The 19,883-nt window shown below is 64.6% G+C and carries 23 protein-coding genes; 8 read left to right on the forward strand and 15 right to left on the reverse strand.

Going from position 1 to position 19,883, the window contains the following annotated elements:
* Positions 1-15: 15 nt before the first annotated feature.
* Genes ACIQ3B_RS01925 through ACIQ3B_RS01935 form a run of 3 tightly spaced genes read right to left on the reverse strand, consistent with a single transcriptional unit; the run spans position 16 to position 3,007 of the window.
* Complete coding sequence (locus tag ACIQ3B_RS01925; protein WP_397399621.1) at positions 16-819, reverse strand: CAP domain-containing protein; 804 nt, start codon at positions 817-819, stop codon at positions 16-18.
* On the reverse strand, positions 816-1,871 hold the full coding sequence (locus ACIQ3B_RS01930; RefSeq protein WP_397399622.1) for an SO2930 family diheme c-type cytochrome: 1,056 nt from the start codon (positions 1,869-1,871) through the stop codon (positions 816-818). The genes ACIQ3B_RS01925 and ACIQ3B_RS01930 overlap by 4 nt, the downstream gene beginning before the upstream one ends.
* Positions 1,868-3,007 carry a parallel beta-helix domain-containing protein gene (locus tag ACIQ3B_RS01935; RefSeq protein ID WP_397399623.1) on the reverse strand — a complete coding sequence of 380 codons (1,140 nt, stop codon included), beginning with the start codon at positions 3,005-3,007 and terminating at the stop codon, positions 1,868-1,870. The genes ACIQ3B_RS01930 and ACIQ3B_RS01935 overlap by 4 nt, the downstream gene beginning before the upstream one ends.
* Positions 3,008-3,165: 158 nt before the next feature.
* Here ACIQ3B_RS01935 and ACIQ3B_RS01940 point away from each other — a divergent pair, with 158 nt between their 5' ends.
* A complete protein-coding gene (locus ACIQ3B_RS01940) occupies positions 3,166-3,594 on the forward strand; it encodes a GNAT family N-acetyltransferase (protein ID WP_397399624.1) in 429 nt (142 codons plus the stop codon).
* On the opposite strand, the gene ACIQ3B_RS01945 is transcribed toward ACIQ3B_RS01940, so the two are convergent.
* From ACIQ3B_RS01945 to ACIQ3B_RS01990, 10 genes are all read right to left on the reverse strand, one after another.
* Entirely contained in the window at positions 3,573-4,589 is a 1,017-nt protein-coding gene (locus ACIQ3B_RS01945) for an adenosine deaminase (RefSeq protein ID WP_397399625.1), read from the reverse strand. The genes ACIQ3B_RS01940 and ACIQ3B_RS01945 overlap by 22 nt on opposite strands.
* Before the next feature lie 118 nt (positions 4,590-4,707).
* Positions 4,708-5,304 carry a ribosome biogenesis GTP-binding protein YihA/YsxC gene (yihA, locus tag ACIQ3B_RS01950; RefSeq protein ID WP_397399647.1) on the reverse strand — a complete coding sequence of 199 codons (597 nt, stop codon included), beginning with the start codon at positions 5,302-5,304 and terminating at the stop codon, positions 4,708-4,710.
* 47 nt (positions 5,305-5,351) lie between these two features.
* Positions 5,352-7,151 (reverse strand): membrane protein insertase YidC, encoded by a 1,800-nt coding sequence (yidC, locus tag ACIQ3B_RS01955; RefSeq protein ID WP_397399626.1) that lies wholly within the window; start codon positions 7,149-7,151, stop codon positions 5,352-5,354.
* Complete coding sequence (gene rnpA / locus ACIQ3B_RS01960) at positions 7,148-7,561, reverse strand: ribonuclease P protein component (protein WP_397399627.1); 414 nt, start codon at positions 7,559-7,561, stop codon at positions 7,148-7,150. Before rnpA ends, yidC begins: the two co-directional genes overlap by 4 nt.
* A gap of 25 nt (positions 7,562-7,586) precedes the next feature.
* On the reverse strand, positions 7,587-7,721 hold the full coding sequence (rpmH, locus tag ACIQ3B_RS01965; protein ID WP_068877158.1) for a 50S ribosomal protein L34: 135 nt from the start codon (positions 7,719-7,721) through the stop codon (positions 7,587-7,589).
* 81 nt (positions 7,722-7,802) lie between these two features.
* Entirely contained in the window at positions 7,803-8,549 is a 747-nt protein-coding gene (gene map / locus ACIQ3B_RS01970; protein WP_397399628.1) for a type I methionyl aminopeptidase, read from the reverse strand.
* Between the two features lie 10 nt (positions 8,550-8,559).
* Positions 8,560-9,540 (reverse strand): NADPH:quinone oxidoreductase family protein, encoded by a 981-nt coding sequence (locus tag ACIQ3B_RS01975; RefSeq protein WP_397399629.1) that lies wholly within the window; start codon positions 9,538-9,540, stop codon positions 8,560-8,562.
* Positions 9,540-10,580, reverse strand: coding sequence for an alpha/beta hydrolase (locus tag ACIQ3B_RS01980; protein WP_397399630.1), 1,041 nt, complete (start codon positions 10,578-10,580; stop codon positions 9,540-9,542). Before ACIQ3B_RS01980 ends, ACIQ3B_RS01975 begins: the two co-directional genes overlap by 1 nt.
* Entirely contained in the window at positions 10,580-11,203 is a 624-nt protein-coding gene (locus tag ACIQ3B_RS01985; RefSeq protein WP_397399631.1) for a TetR/AcrR family transcriptional regulator, read from the reverse strand. The genes ACIQ3B_RS01980 and ACIQ3B_RS01985 overlap by 1 nt, the downstream gene beginning before the upstream one ends.
* A 75-nt stretch (positions 11,204-11,278) precedes the next feature.
* On the reverse strand, positions 11,279-12,205 hold the full coding sequence (locus tag ACIQ3B_RS01990) for an SDR family oxidoreductase (protein WP_397399632.1): 927 nt from the start codon (positions 12,203-12,205) through the stop codon (positions 11,279-11,281).
* Between the two features lie 166 nt (positions 12,206-12,371).
* Here ACIQ3B_RS01990 and ACIQ3B_RS01995 point away from each other — a divergent pair, with 166 nt between their 5' ends.
* From ACIQ3B_RS01995 to mmcB, 4 genes are all read left to right on the forward strand, one after another.
* Positions 12,372-12,539, forward strand: coding sequence for a hypothetical protein (locus ACIQ3B_RS01995; RefSeq protein WP_397399633.1), 168 nt, complete (start codon positions 12,372-12,374; stop codon positions 12,537-12,539).
* Between the two features lie 123 nt (positions 12,540-12,662).
* A complete protein-coding gene (locus tag ACIQ3B_RS02000; RefSeq protein WP_397399634.1) occupies positions 12,663-13,064 on the forward strand; it encodes a DUF2177 family protein in 402 nt (133 codons plus the stop codon).
* A gap of 147 nt (positions 13,065-13,211) precedes the next feature.
* Entirely contained in the window at positions 13,212-14,339 is a 1,128-nt protein-coding gene (locus ACIQ3B_RS02005) for a ferritin-like domain-containing protein (RefSeq protein WP_397399635.1), read from the forward strand.
* A 93-nt stretch (positions 14,340-14,432) separates the two neighbouring features.
* Positions 14,433-14,882, forward strand: coding sequence for a DNA repair putative endonuclease MmcB (gene mmcB / locus ACIQ3B_RS02010; protein WP_397399636.1), 450 nt, complete (start codon positions 14,433-14,435; stop codon positions 14,880-14,882).
* A gap of 34 nt (positions 14,883-14,916) precedes the next feature.
* Here mmcB and ACIQ3B_RS02015 read toward each other — a convergent pair whose 3' ends face one another.
* Together ACIQ3B_RS02015 and ACIQ3B_RS02020 are read right to left on the reverse strand one after the other, a co-directional pair.
* Positions 14,917-15,471, reverse strand: coding sequence for an ActR/PrrA/RegA family redox response regulator transcription factor (locus tag ACIQ3B_RS02015; protein WP_397399637.1), 555 nt, complete (start codon positions 15,469-15,471; stop codon positions 14,917-14,919).
* 64 nt (positions 15,472-15,535) lie between these two features.
* Positions 15,536-16,948, reverse strand: a complete 1,413-nt coding sequence (locus tag ACIQ3B_RS02020; protein ID WP_397399638.1) for an ActS/PrrB/RegB family redox-sensitive histidine kinase — start codon at positions 16,946-16,948, stop codon at positions 15,536-15,538.
* Between the two features lie 27 nt (positions 16,949-16,975).
* Here ACIQ3B_RS02020 and ACIQ3B_RS02025 point away from each other — a divergent pair, with 27 nt between their 5' ends.
* The 3 genes from ACIQ3B_RS02025 to ACIQ3B_RS02035 all read left to right on the forward strand — a co-directional run bounded on the left by ACIQ3B_RS02025 (position 16,976) and on the right by ACIQ3B_RS02035 (position 19,808).
* Entirely contained in the window at positions 16,976-17,587 is a 612-nt protein-coding gene (locus tag ACIQ3B_RS02025; protein ID WP_397399639.1) for an SCO family protein, read from the forward strand.
* A gap of 83 nt (positions 17,588-17,670) precedes the next feature.
* Positions 17,671-18,990 carry a polyhydroxyalkanoate depolymerase gene (locus tag ACIQ3B_RS02030; protein ID WP_397399640.1) on the forward strand — a complete coding sequence of 440 codons (1,320 nt, stop codon included), beginning with the start codon at positions 17,671-17,673 and terminating at the stop codon, positions 18,988-18,990.
* 56 nt (positions 18,991-19,046) lie between these two features.
* On the forward strand, positions 19,047-19,808 hold the full coding sequence (locus tag ACIQ3B_RS02035; protein ID WP_397399641.1) for a M48 family metallopeptidase: 762 nt from the start codon (positions 19,047-19,049) through the stop codon (positions 19,806-19,808).
* Positions 19,809-19,883 lie beyond the last annotated feature (75 nt).

Genomic DNA, 19,883 nt, shown 5'->3' on the forward strand with positions numbered 1-19,883 from the left:
CAAATCAGGGTGCAGTCAGGCGGCGGCCAGAAAGATCGGGCCGCCGATGACATCATAAGCGCCCAGGCCGGCGGGGCGAACCGCTGTGATCTGAAGAACGGGAGGCGGGCCATTCACATCGCCCAGGCGACTGCCCTGAGGGATCGAGACGCTCGCGCGCAGGTCTGGGGAGAGACTGCGCAGGGCGCGGCTGATCTCCGGCCCGATAGCCCGGAAGGCCAATGGCTCGGACAGCGTCGCCAGCGGCCGGGCGAACAGACCTACCAGCCACGCCTTGCCCGGCGTCCTCACCAGCGCGAACGCGGCGTGGGTGTGCAATGGGCGTAGCACGTTGCGCCAGTGGCCAGAGCTGTAACGCCAGAGCTGCACCAGCTGTTGTGGTGTGGCCCGGCCCTCTGATCCCCGGTGGTGGGCGATGTTCTCGGACGGCGAGCCGATGGTCGTGCGACCGATCAACCAGAACCGGTGGCTGGGTTCGAAGCCTTCAGGCGAGACGTGCTCCACATAGCCACGTCGAACCAGGTCGCCGGCGTGGGCGCGCGCGGTTTCGGCCAGTTCCTCGTGCCACGCCAAGTGCGAGGCGCCGGCCACCGCGCGGGCGCGGTTGACCAGATCGAGGGCCAGGCGACCGCCATCCCCATCGAAGGCGCCGCCGCCGGCGTCATGGAGGCGGGCGCGGAGCCTCGCCTCGTAGGCGGTCCAGGCGGAAGCGTCGGCGGCGGGTGGGGCCGGAACAGATCGCGCTGGAGCCTGAGCCAGGGCACAGTCGGCGGCGAGGCCGGCGCCCAGCACCAGAAAGGTGCGTCGCCCAACGCTCAAGGGCGCTTCATTCCGTCGATCCAGGCCCGGATGAGCGCGACGCCCTCGTCGTGGATCAGGGTGCGCCCCAGTTCGGGCATCATCACACCAGGCTCGTTCGACGCCACCCGATAGGCCAGGATCGAGGCCTCCGCGTGTCCCGGCTCGATGCCAACCTGCAGGTTTCCAGAGCCGCGACCGGCGGCCACCGGCCCCTTCCCGATCCCCAGCGCTGCGGGCCGGGTCTCTTCGACGCCAAGGAACAGGCCGGAGTTGCTGGCCACCGCGCGAGGGTTGTGACAATGGGCGCAATTGGCATCTAGGTAGGCCCGGGCGCGCCGATCCAGGGGCTCGGCAGGATCATCCCAGCGCGCGGTGCGCGGCGCCGTCCCGGCCGCCGGTGCGCCGGCCAGCAGGCCCTTGTGGGTCCAGTGGACCAGTTGGTTTTCCGACGCCCCGGGATAGTCGAGTACGCCGTTGAGGTTTCGTCCCTTGGGTCCTATCGGCGTTAGCGCCTCGTCGAGCTGGTGGCATTCCTTGCATTGGTTCTGGTTGGGAACCGCGTAATCCACCGTGCGGGCGCGCCCCTGATTGTCGATGAAGGCCACGTCCACCCGCGCTCCTGCCCGCTTGAGCACCGCTTCGGTCTGTTCCGGATTCCAGAGGTAGGTCTGCGCGACCCAGCCCGCGGCCTTGCGGATCAACAGCCGCGTTTCGATGTAGCGGACGCCTTTGGCTGGCTCTCGAAGGTCAGCGGGATAGGCAAAGGTCTTCACCAGCACGGTTCCGACCGGAAACGCTAAGACTTCGTCGGCGCGGTAGTGCGCCCGGGTTCCCGGCGGCAACCAGGCGAACCGCAGTTTTTCGGCATAGTCTGTGAACAGCGGCGTATTCAGGGCGTAGGGGGTCAGACCGGCGTTGACCTTGCGGCCACTGGCGTCGGTAAACAGCCGGTAGTCCGCCAGTTTCGTCGCCGGGGTCTCGGCCAGCAGCAGATCAAGTGCAACACCGGGCGGCGGCGGCGAGGCGCCAAGGCACAGCAGCGCAGCCAGTCCGGCAAACCAGGCCTTCATGCGCCGAGGTCAGCCTGTCGCTTCGGCAGGACTACCGCGCCAGGTTCCGCGATCTGCGTGTCGCCGACCGTCTTGGCGACGGAAGGGCGGGCCTTTTCGATCTGACCCGGGCCGGGAAGGTTGAGATTCAGCACCGGACCGTCACTGATCCGGACCTGGGCTACATCCGGCGAACCCGCGAAGGTGGTCACGCCGTCCCAGACCACCGGCGGCAGGCTGCCGCCCATCAGCTTGGCGATCATCGGGCCGCCGTCGAATTTGGGGTCCCAGCCATTCTTCCCGATCCGGTTGTTCCGCACGACGATATCACGTGGCAGGGGATTGTAGCTCTTGTCGTCGAAGGTGCGCGTGTAGCTGACCAGCATCACCGCCGTGCTCTGATTGCCTGAAATCTCGTTGTCAAAGACGTGGACGTTGCGGTTGGCCATCACCATGATGCCCGTGCCCGTAGGCACGCCCGCCACGATATTGCCCTTGGGCGCGAAGTTGGGTGTGTCGTTGTCGACCACCTTGTTGCGGTAGAGGCGCGTGGAATGGCCGCCCATCTGCGGCAGATTGGGCAGGTCAAACACCAGAATCCCGCCGGTATTGCGCGTGGCGACGTTGTCGAAGACGTCGGCGTTCATCGAGTTCTCGATCTCGATCCCGGCCACGTTGAACTCGGCCCGGCTGTTCTTGACCACGATGTTCTTGGACTGGCCGACATATATCCCGGCGTCGGACGCGCCGCGCACCACCACCCGATCGATCAGCACATTGGTCGAGGCTACCGGATAGACGCCATAGGCGCCGTTGGTCTCCCTGGGGCCGCCGGTCCATTCGACGCGCACGTTCAGAAAGCTGATCTCGTCAGCGCCCTTGGACTTGATACCGTCGCCGCGGCTGTCCTCAACGGCGAAGTCGCGGACCGTCACCTGATCCGAGGTGATCAGCAGCCCCTCACCGGCGCCCTTCTGCCCCTTGAACGACAGGACTGTAGCGTCGGGGCCGGCGCCCTTGACCGTGACATTGTTCACGTCCAGCGACAGGCCGTCGGTCAGCTCATAGCGGCCGGCGGCGAACTGCACCGTGTCGCCCGGCTTGGCGTCGAGCAGCGCGGTCTGGATGCGCTCCTGAGCGTCGGGTCCCGGCCCCACCGCGATCGTTTTGGCCTGGGCGGCGCTCGCCAGCGCCGTGGCGGCGAGCAGGGCTGTCGCAAGTTTGATAATCGGGGTCCTCCTGGCGCTGCAGATCGAGGTTAGGCCTCAAACGCGTCGCTCTTCACAAAGTTGACGAGAACCCTAAGGTCAGCGCCATGGATGTCCAGATCATACGCGTGGGGCCCGCTCAGGCCGATCTGCTGGATCGGGTTGCAGAGGACGTCTTTGACGACCGGATCGATCTGGCCCGGCTGGCGCACTACCTGCGGGACCCTTCGCACCTTATGGTGGTTGCGACTTTCAACGGAGAGGTCATTGGCCAGGCGCGCGGTGTCGTTCATCGACACCCGGACGCGCCCACCGAGCTCTATATCGACAATTTGGGCGTCACCCCCGACCGTAAACGCGAAGGCGTCGCCACCCGCTTGCTGGACGATCTGACGGACTGGGCCCGCAGTCTCGGGTGCGAGGAAGCCTGGGTGGGCACTGAAGTCGACAATGAGGCCGCACGCGCGCTCTACAAGGGGCGCGGGTCCGAGGCGGAGCCCTTCGTGCTGTACTTCTACGAGTTCGACGACAGATAGGCGTCTATCCCGGCAAGATGGTCACTGACTGCATCCGGCGGCAGGAACGAGCCGGTGAAGCTGTTTTTCGCCAGGGTGACGAGTTCGGCGCGCGATAGTGAAAGCGCCTGGGCTGTCTCGGTCCAGTTCCGTCCCAGGTACCCGCCGAAATAAGCCGGATCATCCGAGTTGATCGTGGCCTTGAGGCCGAGGTCCAGCATTCGCTTCAACGGGTGCGCCTTCAGGTCGTCAACGACGCAGAGCTTGAGGTTCGACAGTGGACACACCGTTAGCGTCATCCCCTCCGCCACAAGCCGCGCCACCAGCGCCGGATCCTCCAGCGCCCGATTGCCATGGTCGATGCGATCCACGTGCAGCAGGTCCAGCGCTTCCCGGACATAGGCTGGGGGACCCTCCTCACCGGCATGGGCGACCCGCTTCAGGCCCCGCTCCCCGGCGGCCGCGAACACCCGCGCGAACTTCGACGGCGGATGCCCGACTTCAGAGGAATCCAGGCCGACACCAAGGATGCGGTCGAGATAGGGTTCTGCCGCCCTTAGGGTCGTGAAGGCGGCGTCCTCATCCAGGTGTCGCAGGAAGCAGAGAATCAGACTGGACGATACGCCGAACCTCCGCTCGGCCTCGGCCATTCCGGCCAGAAGCCCTTCGATAGCAATACGGAACGGCAGCCCGCGATCTGTGTGGGTCTGGGGATCGAAGAACAGTTCGACGTGGCGGCAGCCGTCGGCGGCTACCCGTCGGAAATAGGCCATGGCCAGGTCCTGGAAGTCCTGTTCCGTCATCAAGACGCCCGCGCCCTTATAATAGATGTCCAGGAAATCCTGCAGGTTTGAGAAGGCATAGGCCGCGCGCACCGCCTCGACCGAGGTGAACGGCAGGCTGATGCGGTTGCGCCGCGCCAGATCGAACATCAGCTCGGGTTCGAGGCTTCCCTCAATATGCAGGTGCAGTTCGGCCTTGGGCAGACCCTGAATGAAACGGGCGACGTCGATCATGGCCTACGTCCTCTCCGGGGCGGGTAGCGGCGTCAAGGTCTGCTTCAATCCGCACCTTGCGGCGCACGACTGTTCGGCCAACGCCGCAAGGACAAGTTCGACACCTGAATTGGCCGCATCAAGCGGCGCAGGCCGCCACGATCTCGGCGCGCAGCTCGGGGATGCCTCCACCCTTTTCGGAAGAGGTCGCCAGCACCCGCGGGAAGGCCGCAGGACGCTTGGCGATCTTGCGCTGGGTTTCGGCGGTGACCTGGGCCACATCGCGGGCGCTCAGCTTGTCGGCCTTGGTCAGGATGATCTGGTAGGAAACGGCTGCCAGATCGAACGCCTCCATAGCATCCAGATCCACGTCCTTCAGGCCATGACGACTGTCGATCAGCAGATAGGCGCGCTTGAGATTAGGTCGGCCGCGCAGATAGGCGCGCCCCAGGTTCTGGAACTTGTTCTTGGCCTCGCGGCTGACCTTGGCGAAGCCGTAGCCGGGCAGATCGACCAGGCGCAGGGTCTCGTCGCAAACGAAAAAGTTGATTTCACGGGTGCGTCCCGGCGCCGTGGAGGCCCGCGCCAGATGGGTGCGTCCGGTCACCGCGTTGATGAGCGACGACTTGCCCACATTGGAACGACCCGCGAAGGCCACTTCCGGCAAGTCTGTCGAAGGCAGACCATCGATGGCGACGGCGCCCATCAGGAAGGCGACGGGATGCGCGAAAAACACCCGCGCCGCCTCCAGCGCCTCTTCATCGAAGGCGACGGAGGGTTCGCTCACGTCAGTTCCGCGGGCTTGCCCGTGATCCGCCGGATCAGCTGGTCGATGGGATTGTCCACCTTGAAGCGCCGCATGATCACATACTGCTGCATGGCGGTCAGGATGTTGGACCAAGTGTAGTAGACCAGCAGGCCGATGGCGAACTGGGCCATGATGAAGGTGAAAAGGATCGGCATCAGCTGGAAGATCCGCTGCTGCATCGGGTCCGGCGCAGGCGGGCTCATCGAGGTGGTGAGCCAGGTGGTGATCCCGTAGAGGATCGGCAGGATGCCGATGTGCAGGAAGCCCGGCGGCGTACCATAGGCCAGAAGGCTGCCGATCATGGGCGCCGTGCCTGGATCCCAGGGGATCAGGCCGAACAGATTGAAGATCGTCGTTGGATCCGGCGCCGACAGGTCCTTGATGAAGCCGACAAATGGCGCATGGCGCATTTCGATGCTGATCTGCAGCACCTTGAAGAGCGCGAAGAACACCGGAATCTGAAGGAGGATCGGGAAGCAACCTGCCAGCGGATTCACCTTCTCGCGCTTGTAGAGTTCCATCAGCTCCTGCTGCTGGCGCGCCGGATCGTCCTTGAAGGTCTTGCGCAGCTCCTCCATCGCCGGCTGCACCTTCTTCATCTTGGTCATCGACTCGTACTGCTTGTTGGCGAGCGGGAAGAAGACCAGGCGCACGACAACGGTCAGCAGCAGAATGGCCACGCCGAAGTTGCCGACGTAATGGAAGATCCAGGCCAGGAACAGGAAGATCGGCCGGGTGATGAACCAGAGCATGCCCCAGTCGATCGCCTCATCCAGATGGGCGACTCCCAGCTTCTCCTGGTAGGCCTTAAGCACAGGTTCCTGTTTGGCGCCGGCAAAGACGTGGATGGTGGAGCTGACCTGCTTGCCCACCGCAATGGTCCGGGCCTGCCCCACGAAGCTGGCGTCGAAAATGTTGAGCGCCGCCGTCTTCGTCACACGGTAGCGGGCTTCCATCTTTTCGGTTTGGGCCGGGATCAGGGCTGTCAGCCAGTAGTGATCGGTAATGCCGATCCAGCCGCCGGTGGACGGATAGACCGGGCCACCGCCCTCTTTCTCCCACTTGGCGTAGCGGATCGGCCGACGCTTGCCGTCCATCCAGCCCATGCCACCCTCGTGGACGACCGAGTTCTTGCCAAGGTGTTCCGGCACCCCTTGACGCTGAACCGAACCATAGGGCGCCAGGGTGATGGGCAGGCCGCCGGCATTGGCCACGCTGTCGGTCACCGTAAACATGAACCTGTCGTCGACCGCGACGACCCGAGTGAACGTCAGGCCCTGGCCATTGGCGTAGGTCAGGGTGATGGGATTGCCGGGTGACAGCACCGAGCCCTTCGCCAGAGTCCATAGGGTCTGGGCGGTTGGCAGTCCGGGAACGTTGGCGCCGGCCCAGCCGATGTCTGTGAACAGGGCATGGGTTGCGCCTTCCGGTCGCAACAACTCGACCGGCGGAGACCCCTTGTCCAGGGTCTGGCGATACCCCACGAGGTAAAGATCATCGATACGGCCACCGCGGAGCGACAGCGACCCCTTGAGCGCCGCAGTCTCGATGGGAACGCGAGGGCTGGCTCCGATCGCGGCCTCCCGGGTCATGGCCTGGGGGACCTGCGGGGCAGCCAGACCGGGGCCTGCCGGCGCCTGGGTCGCGGCCGCCACGGCGGCGGCTGTCTGTCTCTGCTTGGCCTGCGGCTCAATGACAAAGAACTGATAGACCATCAGCAGCAGGGCCGCGCTCACGAAGAAGATGATCGTGTTGCGAGTGTTATCGTCTCTCATGAGCGGGGACGCGGGTTTCCAGCGGAGGAAGGGACAGGCCCATCTACATGGGGGGCCTTGCGGTCGGCGGCGAGCCTTAACAGCGCGCTTTTCACATCGTCAAGCAACCGGGTCCAGTTGCGCGTGATCACGCCCGTGCGCGCAATGATCACATAGTCGGTTCCGGGGCTGGCGATCAGGGGCAAAATCTGGCGGGCCGCCTCGCGCAACCGGCGCTTGGCGCGGTTGCGTTGCACGGCGCCGCCGATGCGTTTTGTGGCGGTAAAGCCGACGCGGACCAAAGCGTTGTCGTCCTCGCGGGGCAGGGCCTGGACGACGACCGCTCCCCTTGCACAGTAGGGGGCCTTGGCGCAGGCGAGGAATTCGCTGCGCCTGGTCAGTTTCTGAATGGAAAGTGCGGCGTCCGTCACCCGGACACCTTATCTCACGCCGGGCTTAAGCGCTCAGGCGCTTGCGACCCTTGGCGCGGCGGCGCGCCAGGATCTTCTGACCATTCTTCGTGGACATGCGAAGACGGAAGCCGTGACGGCGCGCGCGCACGAGGCGGGACGGTTGAAAAGTGCGCTTCACGGGGAAAGCTCCGGGGTCGAAAATCGAGCGGCGGTGGATAGTCGAAGGGCGGGGGCCTGTCAACCACAGTGGCGTCGGCCGCTATGCCAGCGTCAACACCACTGGTCCGTTCCGCGTCGCCACCAGGGTATGCTCGTACTGCACCGTGGGCTCGCCGCCCGGCGGGCGCAGCGTCCAGCCGTCGCCGGTTTCCTCGACCCAATCGGCGCCCAGAGACAGGAAAGGCTCCAGCGTGAAGACCAGCCCTTCGGTGATCTTTCGCCGCTCGGACCTCTCATTCCAGGTCGGAATTTCCGTGGGATGCTCGTGCAGAGCGCCGCCAACCCCATGGCTGGCCAGGTTACGGACCAGGCTATAGCCATTCTTGCGCGCAAACGCCTCGATCTGCCGGCCGGGCGCGGCAAGGTCGCCGCCGGTGCGCACGGCGCGGATGCCGGTCCACAGGGCGCGGCGGCCATCGCGGCACAGACGTTCCACCTGCCTGGAGACTGGCGGCACCGCAAAACTGGACCCTGTGTCGCCAAAGAACCCTTCCAGCTCAGCAGACACGTCGATGTTGATGAGGTCGCCCGCTTTGATCGCCCGATCATCGGGGATCCCGTGCGCCACGTCCGGCGCGATCGAAATACAGGTGGCGCCAGGGAAGTTGTAAGTGAGTTCAGGCGCCGACCGGGCGCCCTCCCGTTCCAGCATCTGCCGCCCGATCTGATCAAGCTCCCGCGTCGTGATCCCGGGCTCCAGCGCCTGCCCCATGGCCTGCAGCGTCCGCGCCACAAGCACACCGGCGGCTTTCAGCTTTTCGAGTTCGTCTTCGTTACCAATGGTCATTTCGGGTTTCCTAGAGATCTGGCCGGATGATGGTCTTGCCCACGACCTTGCGTTGGGCCAGCGTCTCGAAAGCCGCCCGCCATTCACTCAAGGGATACTCGGCGTCGACGCGGGGTTTCACCAGCCCGTCCTCGGCCATCTTCCAGATCGCCTCGTTGTTTTCGCGGCCTTTGCGGGGGAACTGGCGACCGTATTCGCCGGCGCGGACGCCCATCAGCGAGATGCCCTTGATGAGCGCGATATTGACCGGCATCACCGGCAGCCGGCCCGAGGTGAAGCCGATCGACAGCAGCCGCCCGCCAAAGGCGATGCAACGCACGCTCTCGTCGAACACGTCGCCGCCGACAGGATCATAGATCACGTCTGCCCCGCGCCCGCCGGTGATCTCCTTCACCCGCTCGCGGAAACCGCCGGTGACATTGACCGTGGCGTCGACGTCATATTCAGCGGCGATCACCGCCAGCTTCTCGTCCGAGGCCGAGGCGGCGATCACTTTGCAGCCCAGCAGCCTGGCGTAGTCCACGGCCGCCAGGCCCACGCCGCCGGCGGCGCCATGCACCAGCACCCATTCGCCGGGTTGCGCGTCCGCACAGCGTTTCAGCGCCACATAGGCGGTGAGATAGGCCACCGGATATCCGGCCGCCTGGCCGAAGGTCAGGTTGGCGGGCTTGCGCCGGAGCCCTTCGACCGGAACAAGCGCGAATTCCGCGAAGCCGCCCCGGCCGCCGCAGACCACAGCCTCGCCCACCGCAAAGCTGGTGACGCCCGGGCCCAGCTTGTCGACCTCGCCGGCCAGTTCCAGGCCGCCGACGAATGGCGCTTCAGGCTTGTGCTGGTGCTCGCCGCGCGTCTGCATCAGGTCGGGGAAGTTCACGGCCGCAGCGCGCACCCGGATCCGCACCTGGCCCGGGCCCGGCTCAGGCGTAGGGATCTCCTTGACCACACAGCCTGCGTAATCGGCCTTCAGTTCCTCGACCACGAGCGCACGCATCAGGTCTTCACTCCGTCATAGTAATCACGGACCAGCCCCGCGATCTCGCGGCACGCCGCGTCGGCCGCCGGGACCGCACCGGTGAACGAGGCGAAGCCGTGGCAGAGACTGTCGTAGCTGCGCCAGGTGGTGGCGATGCCCGCCTCCCGCAACTTCTGCCCATAGGCCGCGCCCTGGTCGATCAGCGGATCGAACCCCGCGGTGGCGATCACCGCCGGCGCCAGGCCCGAGAGATCCTCCGCCTTCAGGGGCGAAAGCCGGGGATCGGCGGGATCAGCGTCGGGGCCAAGGTAGTGCCCCATGAACCAGTCCATCATCGCCCGGTTAAGGGGAAAGGCCTCGGCGTAGGTGGACATGGATGGGGTTTCGGAGGCCACATCGGTGCAGGGATAGAGCATCAGCTGCAGCACCGGCTGTTCCTCGCCAACGCGCTTCAGATCCTGGCAGATTATGGCGGCGAAACTGCCGCCCATGGAATCGCCGCCGATCGCTACGCCCCGGGCGCCGTAGGTCGAGGCCTGGTCCCGCGCCCAGCGGTAGGCGGCCAGAACATCCTCCAGACCCGCCGGAAACCGGTACTCCGGCGCCAGGCGATAATCTACCGACAGCACCGGACCACGGGTGATCCGGGCCAGCATGCTGCAAAACCAGTGGCTGGTGTCGAGGGTCCCGATCACGCCCCCGCCCATGTGCGCCCAGACCATCAACGGGGCCGAGGCGTCCTGCCGCTCGGGCCTGTAGAGGCGGGCTGGCACTGGCCCAACGGCGCCAGGCACACTGAGGCTATCGACGCGCACGCCCGGTTCCAGCGCGCCTGACACCAACGCGAGCCCCGTGATCTCCCCGCGTCGCACATCCTGCGGCGAGAGGCTCGAAATCGGCGGCGCGTTACGACCCTGTGACGCGAGAAACTGCAGGCGCGGCTCCAGCGTGCGACCGCCCACATAGACCACCCCTCCGCCCGACATCGCTCTCAGGATTGGCGTGGGTAGTGATAAGAGGGCCTGAGCGACGAGGCGCTGGATGGCGGCTGACGCCATCAGGGCCGGTCTCCGGGCAGTCCGCGCAGACCATTCAGGATCAGGCTGACGGCAAAGTCTGCCGCCGCCGCGGTGTCGATGGGCCGCCGCATCAGCATCTTGTCACCTACCTCGCGGGCTATGCCGATACAGGCTGCAGCAAGATACTCACTGTCGGCAATAGGACCGTGGCCGCGCTGGATGGCGTCCTCGATAGCGTCCTTCACCTCGGCGAACACAGCCGCCATCTCCGGCGTCTCGCCCTGAACCAGGATCACCGGCTCTCCCGCAGGACGACGGGCGGCCCAGCTGGTGTGCTCATCGGCGATAAACTCGAAATAGGCGACGAGGGCCTCGCGCACGAAGGTGTCGAAGTTTCCCTTGCTGCGCAGGGCCTTCAGGATCGGCGCGAACCGGCGCGCGCCGTCGTCCGACAGAGCGGCGAACACTTCTTCCTTTGATCGGAAGTAGTTGTAGAAGGTGCCGGCGGCCAGGCCCGTGCGCCGGATGATGTCACGCACGGTCGCCGTCTCGTACCCCAACTCACCGAACACCTCGCGTGCGGCATCCAGGATCGCCAGCCGGTTCTGGACCTTGGTCAGTTCGCGCTTGCCCGCAGGAAGAAAGGCGTCGTCGGCCATCATACTCGACTTACAAAAGTGACGGACGTCATTCTTGCGGGTGTCGGACTTCAGGGCAAGGGCTATGTAACCCTCCTGTCACACCGTCCGCTGCGCCCGATCCTTCTCGTTGGCGCCCTTGATGGCGTTGCGCGCGGCTTCCCACTCGGCGTCGCCCCACTCGGAGAGGCGGCCGAAGCCGCCGCCGCCCTTCAGGTGGCCGCCGCCATCGATGGCGATGGTCTGGCCGTTGATATAGGCTGAGCCCGGGTCCAGCAGGTAGACCGCCATATTGGCCAGTTCGCGCATCTCGCCGTTGCGGTTCAGCGGAATGGTGGGGTCCGGCTTCTCGGGCGGACCGCCGCTGGTGGCCTCCGTGCTGCCGGGGTTGAGGCGCGCCCAGGCGCCCTCGGTCGGGAACGGCCCCGGCGCGATGGCGTTGAAGCGGATGCCGCGTCCGCCCCACTCGACCGCCAGCGACTGGGTCATGACGTTGAGACCGGCCTTGGACATCGCCGAGGGCACCGTGAAGGGACCGCCGTGCCAGACCCAGGTGGTGAGGATGGAAATGACCGAGGCGTGCTTGCCTTCAGCCAGCCAGCGTTTACCGGCGTCCAGGGTCACGAAGAAGGATCCGCGGAACACGATGTTGGCGATGGCGTCGAACGCCCGGGGCGACAGGTCTTCGGTCCGGCTGATGAAATTACCCGCCGCGTTGTTGACCAGGCCGGTCAGGGCTCCGTCGGCCCAGATCGTGTCCATGGCGTCGTGGATCGCTTCGGGCACCCGGATGTCACACGCCATCCCGATGCATTTGCCGCCGGCGGGGTGGGCGTCCATCAGTTCTTTGGCTGCGGCCTCGATGACGCTGCCGCGTCGGCCCCAGATGTAGACGTCAGCGCCCAGCATCACGCAGGCCTCGGCCATCACCTTGCCCAGACCCGTGCCACCTCCGGTGATCAGGATGCGCTGGCCCTTCATCAGGCCAGGCTTGAACATCAGGTCGTCCATATTGAATTCGGCCATCGCCAGGCTCCCTTTGTAATTGGTTGGCCCCAGTCGGACCGCCTGACGCAGGGTCGGTCAAGCGCCGGGTTGAAAGTCATGATCCACGCGCTTGATGAATTCCATGGCCGCCGCCACATGAGCTCTGGCGGGGCTGACGATCCTGCGGGAACACGCCGGGAATGACGTGGGTGGCCTGAAACAACTGACCGGTCGCTTCGCGGGCATGGTTCTGCCAGGTGACGACATTGTGGTGCGCCGTGAGCCTGCTGGCGCTGGCGCCGTGCGCTCCGAGGTTCGCACATCCAGTGGCGCCGCCGCGATGACCCAGGGCGTGGCCTGGCTGGACGCATAGCGGCTATTTGATTCCGCTTCGCTCTGGTCAGGTCACGGGCGGACACCAGAACAGGACTTCGCTACAAGAGCGTTTCGGGGTCCTTGCCGTGGCGGCAGACCGCCGGTTTGAAAGGGACGAAACGTGCGCCGGCTGATCCTCACCTACCTCGCGACAGGCCTGGCCTTCGCCGCCGTCGACTACATCTGGCTGACCCAGTTCGGCCCACAGGTCTATTTCCCGACCCTGGATCCGGTCGCCATGCGCGCGCCGCGCCTTGGTCCAGCGGCGGTGTTCTATTTCGCCTACATCGCCGGCGTGATGGCGCTGGCCATCTGGCCCACCCGCAATGAACCGCTGCGCAAGACCGCCATCACCGGGGCGATGCTGGGGGCCATGTGCTACGCCACCTACGACCTGACCAATCAGGCGACGCTGAAGGTGTGGTCCACCCACATCACCGTCATCGACATCGTCTGGGGGACGTTCATAACAGCGTTCGGCGCCACGGTGGGCGGCTGGGTGTTCCGGCGCCTCAAGCCCTAGACGCGACCTTGACGCGTTCAGCGCGCGCGAGACGAAATTCTGACGCTCCGGTCAGGTATCGATCAAAAGTGACACACCCGTCATCTTAATTGACTGATCACTGTTCAAATTGCATGATGCGCCCAAGAACGAGGCAGGAGCAGAGCCATGGCCGCCGACGGCAACATCACCAAGGACATCATCTACGACGCCGTCGCGCCCGACGACTTTGAGTCCATGCTTGAGCTTGAACGGTACGGCAATCGCTCGACCGCTTTCGACAAGATCATTTCAGCGACCCATGACCATTTCTGGGATCCGCTGGATCCGAAGTACATCGACTTCACCGAGCCCTTCGACATGGAGAACGAGATGCTCCTGCCGGAGGAGATGATCATTTCGCTCTCCACCGACTATGTCTCCAACCACCTGAGCGACTGGAAGACCCGCGTACGGTTCGTGAACCAGTCGACGCTGCGCACCTTCTCGTCGATCCTGCATGGCGAACAGGGCGCGCTGAACCTGTCGGCCAGCCTTTGCCACGTGCTGAAGGACCAGGGCGCGCAGGAATACGCCGCCAACCAGACCCGCGAGGAAGCCCGCCACGTCACCGCCTTCGCCAAATACATCAAGGCGCGCTGGGGCAAGCCGGTGGAATGCGGCCCGACGCTGAAGACACTGCTGGTCGACATCATCGGTAGCCCGGAGGTCTACAAGAAGATCATCGGCATGCAGATGCTGGTCGAAGGCCTCGCCATGGGCGCCTTCGCCACCGTGTTCGCCAAGACCAATGATCCGCTGGCCAAGAAGCTGATGCAGCTGGTCATGACCGACGAGGCCTTCCACCACAAGTTCGGGAAGATCTGGGCGGACCGCACCATTCCGCACCTCTCGGAAAAGGAACACGAGACCATCGAACTGTGGGCCGCCCACTGCTTCCAGACCCTGCTGTTCAACCTCGTGGCCCCCACCCAGCAGCGCGACCTCTATGAGGAATTCGGCCTCGATCCGGACCGCGTGATCGCCGAGATGGCGGCCAACATGACCGACGAGATCCGCCGCGAGAACATGAAGGAGCAGTCCAACATCTTCCGCGTGCTGGTGAAGACCCTACTGAACGCCGGCATCATCACCGACCGTACCAAGGCCTTCTACGGCACCTATGTGGATATCGAGGAACTGCGCGGCGAGGGCGACAGGATGGTCGGCGACGACATCGCCGAAGAGGGCATAAAGTACCTTCAGGAGATCAACTTCTCCGACAAGGCACGCCAGATTCTGATCGCCGCCGAATAGCCGGCTGGTCGTTTCGTGAAATCCGCCCGCCGGGGAGACCCGGCGGGCTTTTTCAGGCTTGAATCCGGAACGAAGGCCGAACATGGTGGAGCAATGGACGTCACCATTGTCACCGCCTCCCGGCCGGAAACCACGACCACTGTCACGCGCGGCGCGGCGCGGTTGCTGGTCGCCCTGGGCTACGCGCCACTGGCCGAGGTGGCTCTGCCGAACGGCCGGCGCGCCGATCTGATGGCCCTGGGCCCCAAGGGGCAGATTTTCATCGTGGAGGTCAAATCCGGGATCGAGGACTTCCGCGTGGATCTGAAGTGGCCGGAGTACCGGCCCTATTGCGACATCTTCGCTTTTGCGGTGGCGCCGGAGTTTCCCCGCGAGATCCTGCCGGAAGAGCCAGGCCTGATCGTCGCCGACGGCTTCGGCGGGGCGATATTGCGCGAGGCGCCGCTGGAGGTTCTGGCCGGGGCGCGGCGAAGGGCGTTGACCTTGGCCTTTGCGAGGCTGGCGGCGCTACGCGCTGCGAGTGGGGTGGCGACGGAACTCTGAGAGACAGACAACCAGAGGATCGCCAGACTGTTCTTCACTTCGGCGCACGCTTCGCCAGAATCCGCTGAAGCGTGCGGCGGTGCATAGTGAGGCGGCGGGCAGTCTCGGAGACGTTCTGTCCGCAGAGCTCATAAACGCGCTGTATGTGCTCCCAACGGACTCGATCGGCGCTCATGGGGCTGTCAGGCGGCTGGGCGGCGGCGCCCAGGGTAAGAAGCGCCCGGACGACATCGTCGGCGTCGGCGGGCTTGGCCAGATAGTCTACGGCGCCTGCCTTCACGGCCTGGACCGCCGAGGCGATGTTGCCGTACCCCGTCAACATGATGATCCTGCATTCCGGGCGAGCCTCGCGTAGCGCCTGAACCAGTGTCAGGCCCGAGCCGTCGTCAAGCCGAAGGTCCAGAACGGCGAAGGCGGGCGGGGCGGCTTCGATAATCGCAATGGCTTCGGAAAGACTTGCGGCGAGCGTGGGCCGGAAGCCCCTCTGTTCGAGCGCCTTGCCCAGTCGCGCACGGAAGACTCCGTCGTCATCAAGGATAAGCAGACTTGTGTCGGAAAGGGTTCCGATATCGACGGAAGAGTTGGCCATTGCGCGGCCCCTTGCGAGGCTCCCCCAAATCCCACTGCTACAGAATGTCGCAGTTAGATGACGTTCACAAGTCCGGCCCGGGGGGCGATCCGGCTCCCGAGGTCGCCTTGCGTTTCCATCTCAGCGCCACAACCGCGCCACCGGCGCGATCATTACGGTAAGTCATAAGTGCGCCCGTGCGTTCCAGAAGCGTCTTGGCGATGAAGAACCCTAAACCCAGACCGATGTGCCCCGTCGGCGAATGCTCACCCGTCGCGCGCGAGGTGACATAGGGCTCACCGAGCCGCGATAGTATGTCAGAAGCGAAGCCAGGTCCATCATCGTGGATGTCGAGCTCAACGGTCTTGTCGTCCACCCGGGCGACGATCCAGACTCTTGATCTGGCAAAATCAACCGCATTTTCAATGAGGGTTGACATGCCATGACTTATTTCTGGCCAGCGCTGCAGGGAAATCATGGCAACCTCCGGGGCGCCCTCAAACTCGAAGTCGATCCGGACGTTCGGCAGGACGTTTTGATAAGGCTCAACCAGTTCCTGCAACAACTGTCGAAGCGGCGCCCGGCCAAGATCGGCGTCCGCAGTCTGCTCCGGCATCTCGCCCAGCCTGCTGAGAATCTCGCGGCATCGGGCGGCTTCGGCGATCAACAGTTCGGCATCTTCTCCAACAGCGGCGGTCGGAGGTGATCGCGCCAGCTCCCGGGCTATGATGGAAATGGTGCTGAGCGGCGTTCCGAGTTCATGCGCCGTGGCGGCGGCCAGCAGGCCGAGAGACGACAGCTTCTGTTCGCGGGCCAGGACCGAACGGGTGACATCCAGGGCCAGGGCCATACGCGCGGCCTGGACCACGGACTGCCGGACGATTCCGGCGATCAGGACGATTCCCACGACCATGGACGCAGCGACGGTGAGCCGGTATTCAAGCGTCAGCATAGGATCGCGGTGATCCTCAGGTTTGAGCCAGTGCAGGCTGTGCACGTGAATGTTGGGATAGGGCATCGAGAAGAAGGCCATCGAAACGGCGGCGATAGAGGCGAGGCCCGCCACCAGGATCAGTGGTCGCAAGGGCAGCGTGGCTGCGGCCAGGGTCACCGGGGCCAGAAGCACGATGATGAAGGGGTTTGCCGCGCCGCCGATCAGGATCATCAGCGCCGAGAGATGAGCAACGTCGAAGGCAAGCTGCAACGCTGCCCCACGGTCGCTGAGGACGTGTTGAAGCTGTCGAACATGCGCGGTCCACAGGTTGGCGGCTATCGCAGAGATGATCACGGCCGCAGCAATGGCGAAGGGCGCCTTGTTGCCCATGCCAAAGGTGATGGCAGCCAGAAGCAGCACCTCTCCGGCTATGACCATCCAGCGGACCCTCAGCAGGGTTCGCACCCGCAGGTGGCCCTTGCGAAGATCTGCGTCGGCCCAGACGTCTTGCGCAGCCCTGGACAGGACACTATCCAAACCGGAACGCGGACGAGTATCGGTCATTGCAGTCCGCCATAGGAAAGTACGAACTTGTCCAGACGCATAATGGCCCTATCCGCCGTCCTGGCGCTAGCGCTCGCATTGCTGGTCGGCCTGGCGGTGCGCAAGGGTGCGTCAGGTCCGGAGGCGAAAGGGATCGCGATCGGAGGCCCATTTCAGCTGGTCGACACCTCGGGACGCACCGTCGACCAGGATGTGCTGAAGGGCAAGTGGAGTGTGGTGTTTTTCGGCTTCACTCATTGTCCGGACATCTGCCCCACGACCCTGTTTGAAATGGCCCAGGTCGAGCCCTTGCTGGGCGCCAGGGCCGACAGGGTGCAGACCGTGTTCATCTCCGTCGACCCGGACCGCGACACAGCGGCGCAGGTCAAGGCCTATGTGGCCAACGACGCCTTTCCGAAGCGACTCATGGGCTTGACCGGATCTGCAGCCCAGGTGGACGTGGCCGCAAAAGCCTATCGCGTCTTCTACAAGAAGGTGGGTGAAGGCGCCGACTATCAGGTCAATCATGCCGCCTACAGCTATCTGATGAACCCCAAGGGCCGGTTCACCTGCGTGCTGGCCTATGAACTGACGCCGGAACAGACCGCCGCAAAAATCACTGAAGCGATGAAGCTGGGCGACCGCGCCGAGCGATGCTGAACCGTCCCCTGAAATTCGAAGCGACTTGCGGAGCCCGTTAAGGTTCGTCAGGGTATGTTGCAGCGCACAAAGGCTGGGTCCACATGCTCTATTCGATGTACGAAGCCGGATATTACGCCACCACACCCCTGCGTATGGCGGCGCTGGCGACGCGTAACTTTTGGAGTTCGCCCCTCAATCCCGCCGCCAACACCGATTTCGGACGGCGGATCTATGCAAACGCCGATCTGTTCGCGAACCTGACCCGGCGCTACGGCAAGCCGGACTGGAATATCAATGCAGTCGTCATCAACGGCGCTGCGGTGCGGGTGCGGCCAACGACAGTGTGGTCCAGCCCCTGGTGCAAGCTTACCCATTTCGCCCGCGACCTGAGCGATCTGCGCCGGGCCGGCAAGACCGATCTGGAGCCAGCGGTGCTGATCGCCGCGCCCCTCTCGGGCCATTACGCCACCCTTCTGCGCGGTACTGTCGAGGCGTTCCTTCAGGACCACGACGTGTTCATCACGGAGTGGTCGAATGCGCGCGATGTTCCGTTCGTGGAAGGCAAGTTCGGCTTTCACGATTACATCGACCACATCCGCGACATGCTGCGGCAGATGGGTCCCAGGCCGCACGTGGTGGCGGTCTGCCAGCCCGGCCCGCCGGTTCTGGCCGCTGCCGCCCTGATGGCCGAGGACAATGAAGAAAGCCGCCCCGCATCGATGACGTTTATGGGCTCGCCCATAGATGCGCGGCTTTCGCCGACAGTGACCAACAAGCTGGCTGAGGACCGCCCGTTCGCCTGGTTCGAATCCAACATGATCTACAATGTGCCGCCGCCCTTCCTGGGCACGGGCCGGCGCGTCTATCCAGGCTTCGTTCAGTTGGCCAGCTTCATGTCGATGAACATCGAGAAGCACAAGGAAGCCCACCTGAATTATCTCAAGCATCTGATGGGCGATGACGGCGACAGCGCCGAAAAGCATCTGGAATTCTACGATGAGTATCTCTCGGTGCTGGACCTTACCGAGGAGTTCTACCTTCAGACCGTCGACGTGGTATTCCAGCGGCATCTATTGCCCAAGGGTGAGCTCTATCATGAAGAACGTCGCGTCCGGCCGGAACGGATCACCGATATCGGCCTGATGACGGTTGAGGGCGAAAATGACGACATCTCCGGGATCGGCCAGACCCAGGCAGCGCACTATCTGTGCTTGAGCCTGCCTACCGAGATGAAGGAAGATTACGTCCAGCCCCACGTGGGCCACTACGGCGTCTTCAACGGCAAGCGCTTCCGCGAGGAGATCTATCCCCGCGTGCGGGCCTTCATCCGCAGGATGGAACAGGGCCTGCCGCGCAGGACGGAACACCGAACCGGTTCCGCAGAGGTAGTGCCAATCCGGTCGAAAGCTTCAGAGGCCTGAACTCCGCCTGACGTCTTCATTTCGCGAAACCGGGGTAACGCCCTAGATTTCGCGGGGTGAGTCTCCTGCGCCCCTCCCTGCATGACGGCGACCGGCTGGAAGTCGCCGGCGTGCTGGTGCGCCTGAAGGTCAACGGCCGCGCCCGGCGGGTTTCGCTCCGCCTGGATCGCACCCGGCGCGAGATTGTCGCGACCGCCCCATCAGCCCGACGTCTGGCCGAGGCCGCCGCCTTTGCGCGTGATCGCGCGGGCTGGATCACGGCCCGGCTGGCAGAACTGCCCGTCGCGACCCGTCTCAGCCCTGGCGAGTTGATCGAGGTCTTCGGACAACCGGTCCGGCTCGACACTGCTACAGGCCGTGCCTGCTGGATCGAACCGGAAGATGGCTCCACGCCCCGGATCTGCGCCATGGGCGAGGGTGAAGGCTATGCCCGCGCGGTGATGCTGGTGATCCGCAAACAGGCCGCCGAGGTCCTGACCCGGCGCACCGCCCACTATGCCGCACAGCTTGACGCGCCGATGCCGAAGGTGGCGCTGACCGACGCCAAATCCCGCTGGGGCTCATGCAAACCCGGCCCGGGCGGGACAGCCGGCGTGATCCGTTACTCCTGGCGGCTGGCGCTGGCGCCGTTCGCAGTGGCTGACTATGTGGTCGCTCACGAGTGCGCCCATTTGCGTGAGTTGAACCACGGACCCCGCTTCTGGGCCCACGTTCGCGATCTGGTGGGCGACGAACGCCCCCATCGCGCCTGGCTCCGGGCCGAAGGCGCTAGAGCGGATTCCATTCAGTCTGCATCGTATCCGCAGCTCTTGAAGTAGTTGGCGCACTCGGTCGGAGTGAAGAGGTCGATGAAGCGTCCGATGGCGTCCCAGAGGGCACCGACGGTTCGCTCG

Origin of the sequence: Phenylobacterium sp. (genome assembly GCF_044358365.1) — a bacterium.
Lineage (GTDB): Bacteria > Pseudomonadota > Alphaproteobacteria > Caulobacterales > Caulobacteraceae > Phenylobacterium.

Bases quoted from the DNA above. Each gene is read 5' to 3' on its own strand.
- mmcB (WP_397399636.1), top strand. From the start codon at position 14,433: ATGGACGTCACCATTGTCACCGCCTCCCGGCCGGAAACCACGACCACT.
- ACIQ3B_RS01980 (WP_397399630.1), bottom strand. From the start codon at position 10,580: ATGGCGTCAGCCGCCATCCAGCGCCTCGTCGCTCAGGCCCTCTTATCA.
- ACIQ3B_RS01975 (WP_397399629.1), bottom strand. From the start codon at position 9,540: ATGCGTGCGCTCGTGGTCGAGGAACTGAAGGCCGATTACGCAGGCTGT.
- ACIQ3B_RS01990 (WP_397399632.1), bottom strand. From the start codon at position 12,205: ATGGCCGAATTCAATATGGACGACCTGATGTTCAAGCCTGGCCTGATG.
- ACIQ3B_RS01945 (WP_397399625.1), bottom strand. From the start codon at position 4,589: ATGATCGACGTCGCCCGTTTCATTCAGGGTCTGCCCAAGGCCGAACTG.
- ACIQ3B_RS02005 (WP_397399635.1), top strand. From the start codon at position 13,212: ATGGCCGCCGACGGCAACATCACCAAGGACATCATCTACGACGCCGTC.
- yidC (WP_397399626.1), bottom strand. From the start codon at position 7,151: ATGAGAGACGATAACACTCGCAACACGATCATCTTCTTCGTGAGCGCG.
- ACIQ3B_RS02015 (WP_397399637.1), bottom strand. From the start codon at position 15,471: ATGGCCAACTCTTCCGTCGATATCGGAACCCTTTCCGACACAAGTCTG.
- ACIQ3B_RS01940 (WP_397399624.1), top strand. From the start codon at position 3,166: ATGGATGTCCAGATCATACGCGTGGGGCCCGCTCAGGCCGATCTGCTG.
- ACIQ3B_RS02020 (WP_397399638.1), bottom strand. From the start codon at position 16,948: ATGACCGATACTCGTCCGCGTTCCGGTTTGGATAGTGTCCTGTCCAGG.
- ACIQ3B_RS01985 (WP_397399631.1), bottom strand. From the start codon at position 11,203: ATGATGGCCGACGACGCCTTTCTTCCTGCGGGCAAGCGCGAACTGACC.
- ACIQ3B_RS02030 (WP_397399640.1), top strand. From the start codon at position 17,671: ATGCTCTATTCGATGTACGAAGCCGGATATTACGCCACCACACCCCTG.
- ACIQ3B_RS01930 (WP_397399622.1), bottom strand. From the start codon at position 1,871: ATGAAGGCCTGGTTTGCCGGACTGGCTGCGCTGCTGTGCCTTGGCGCC.
- map (WP_397399628.1), bottom strand. From the start codon at position 8,549: ATGACCATTGGTAACGAAGACGAACTCGAAAAGCTGAAAGCCGCCGGT.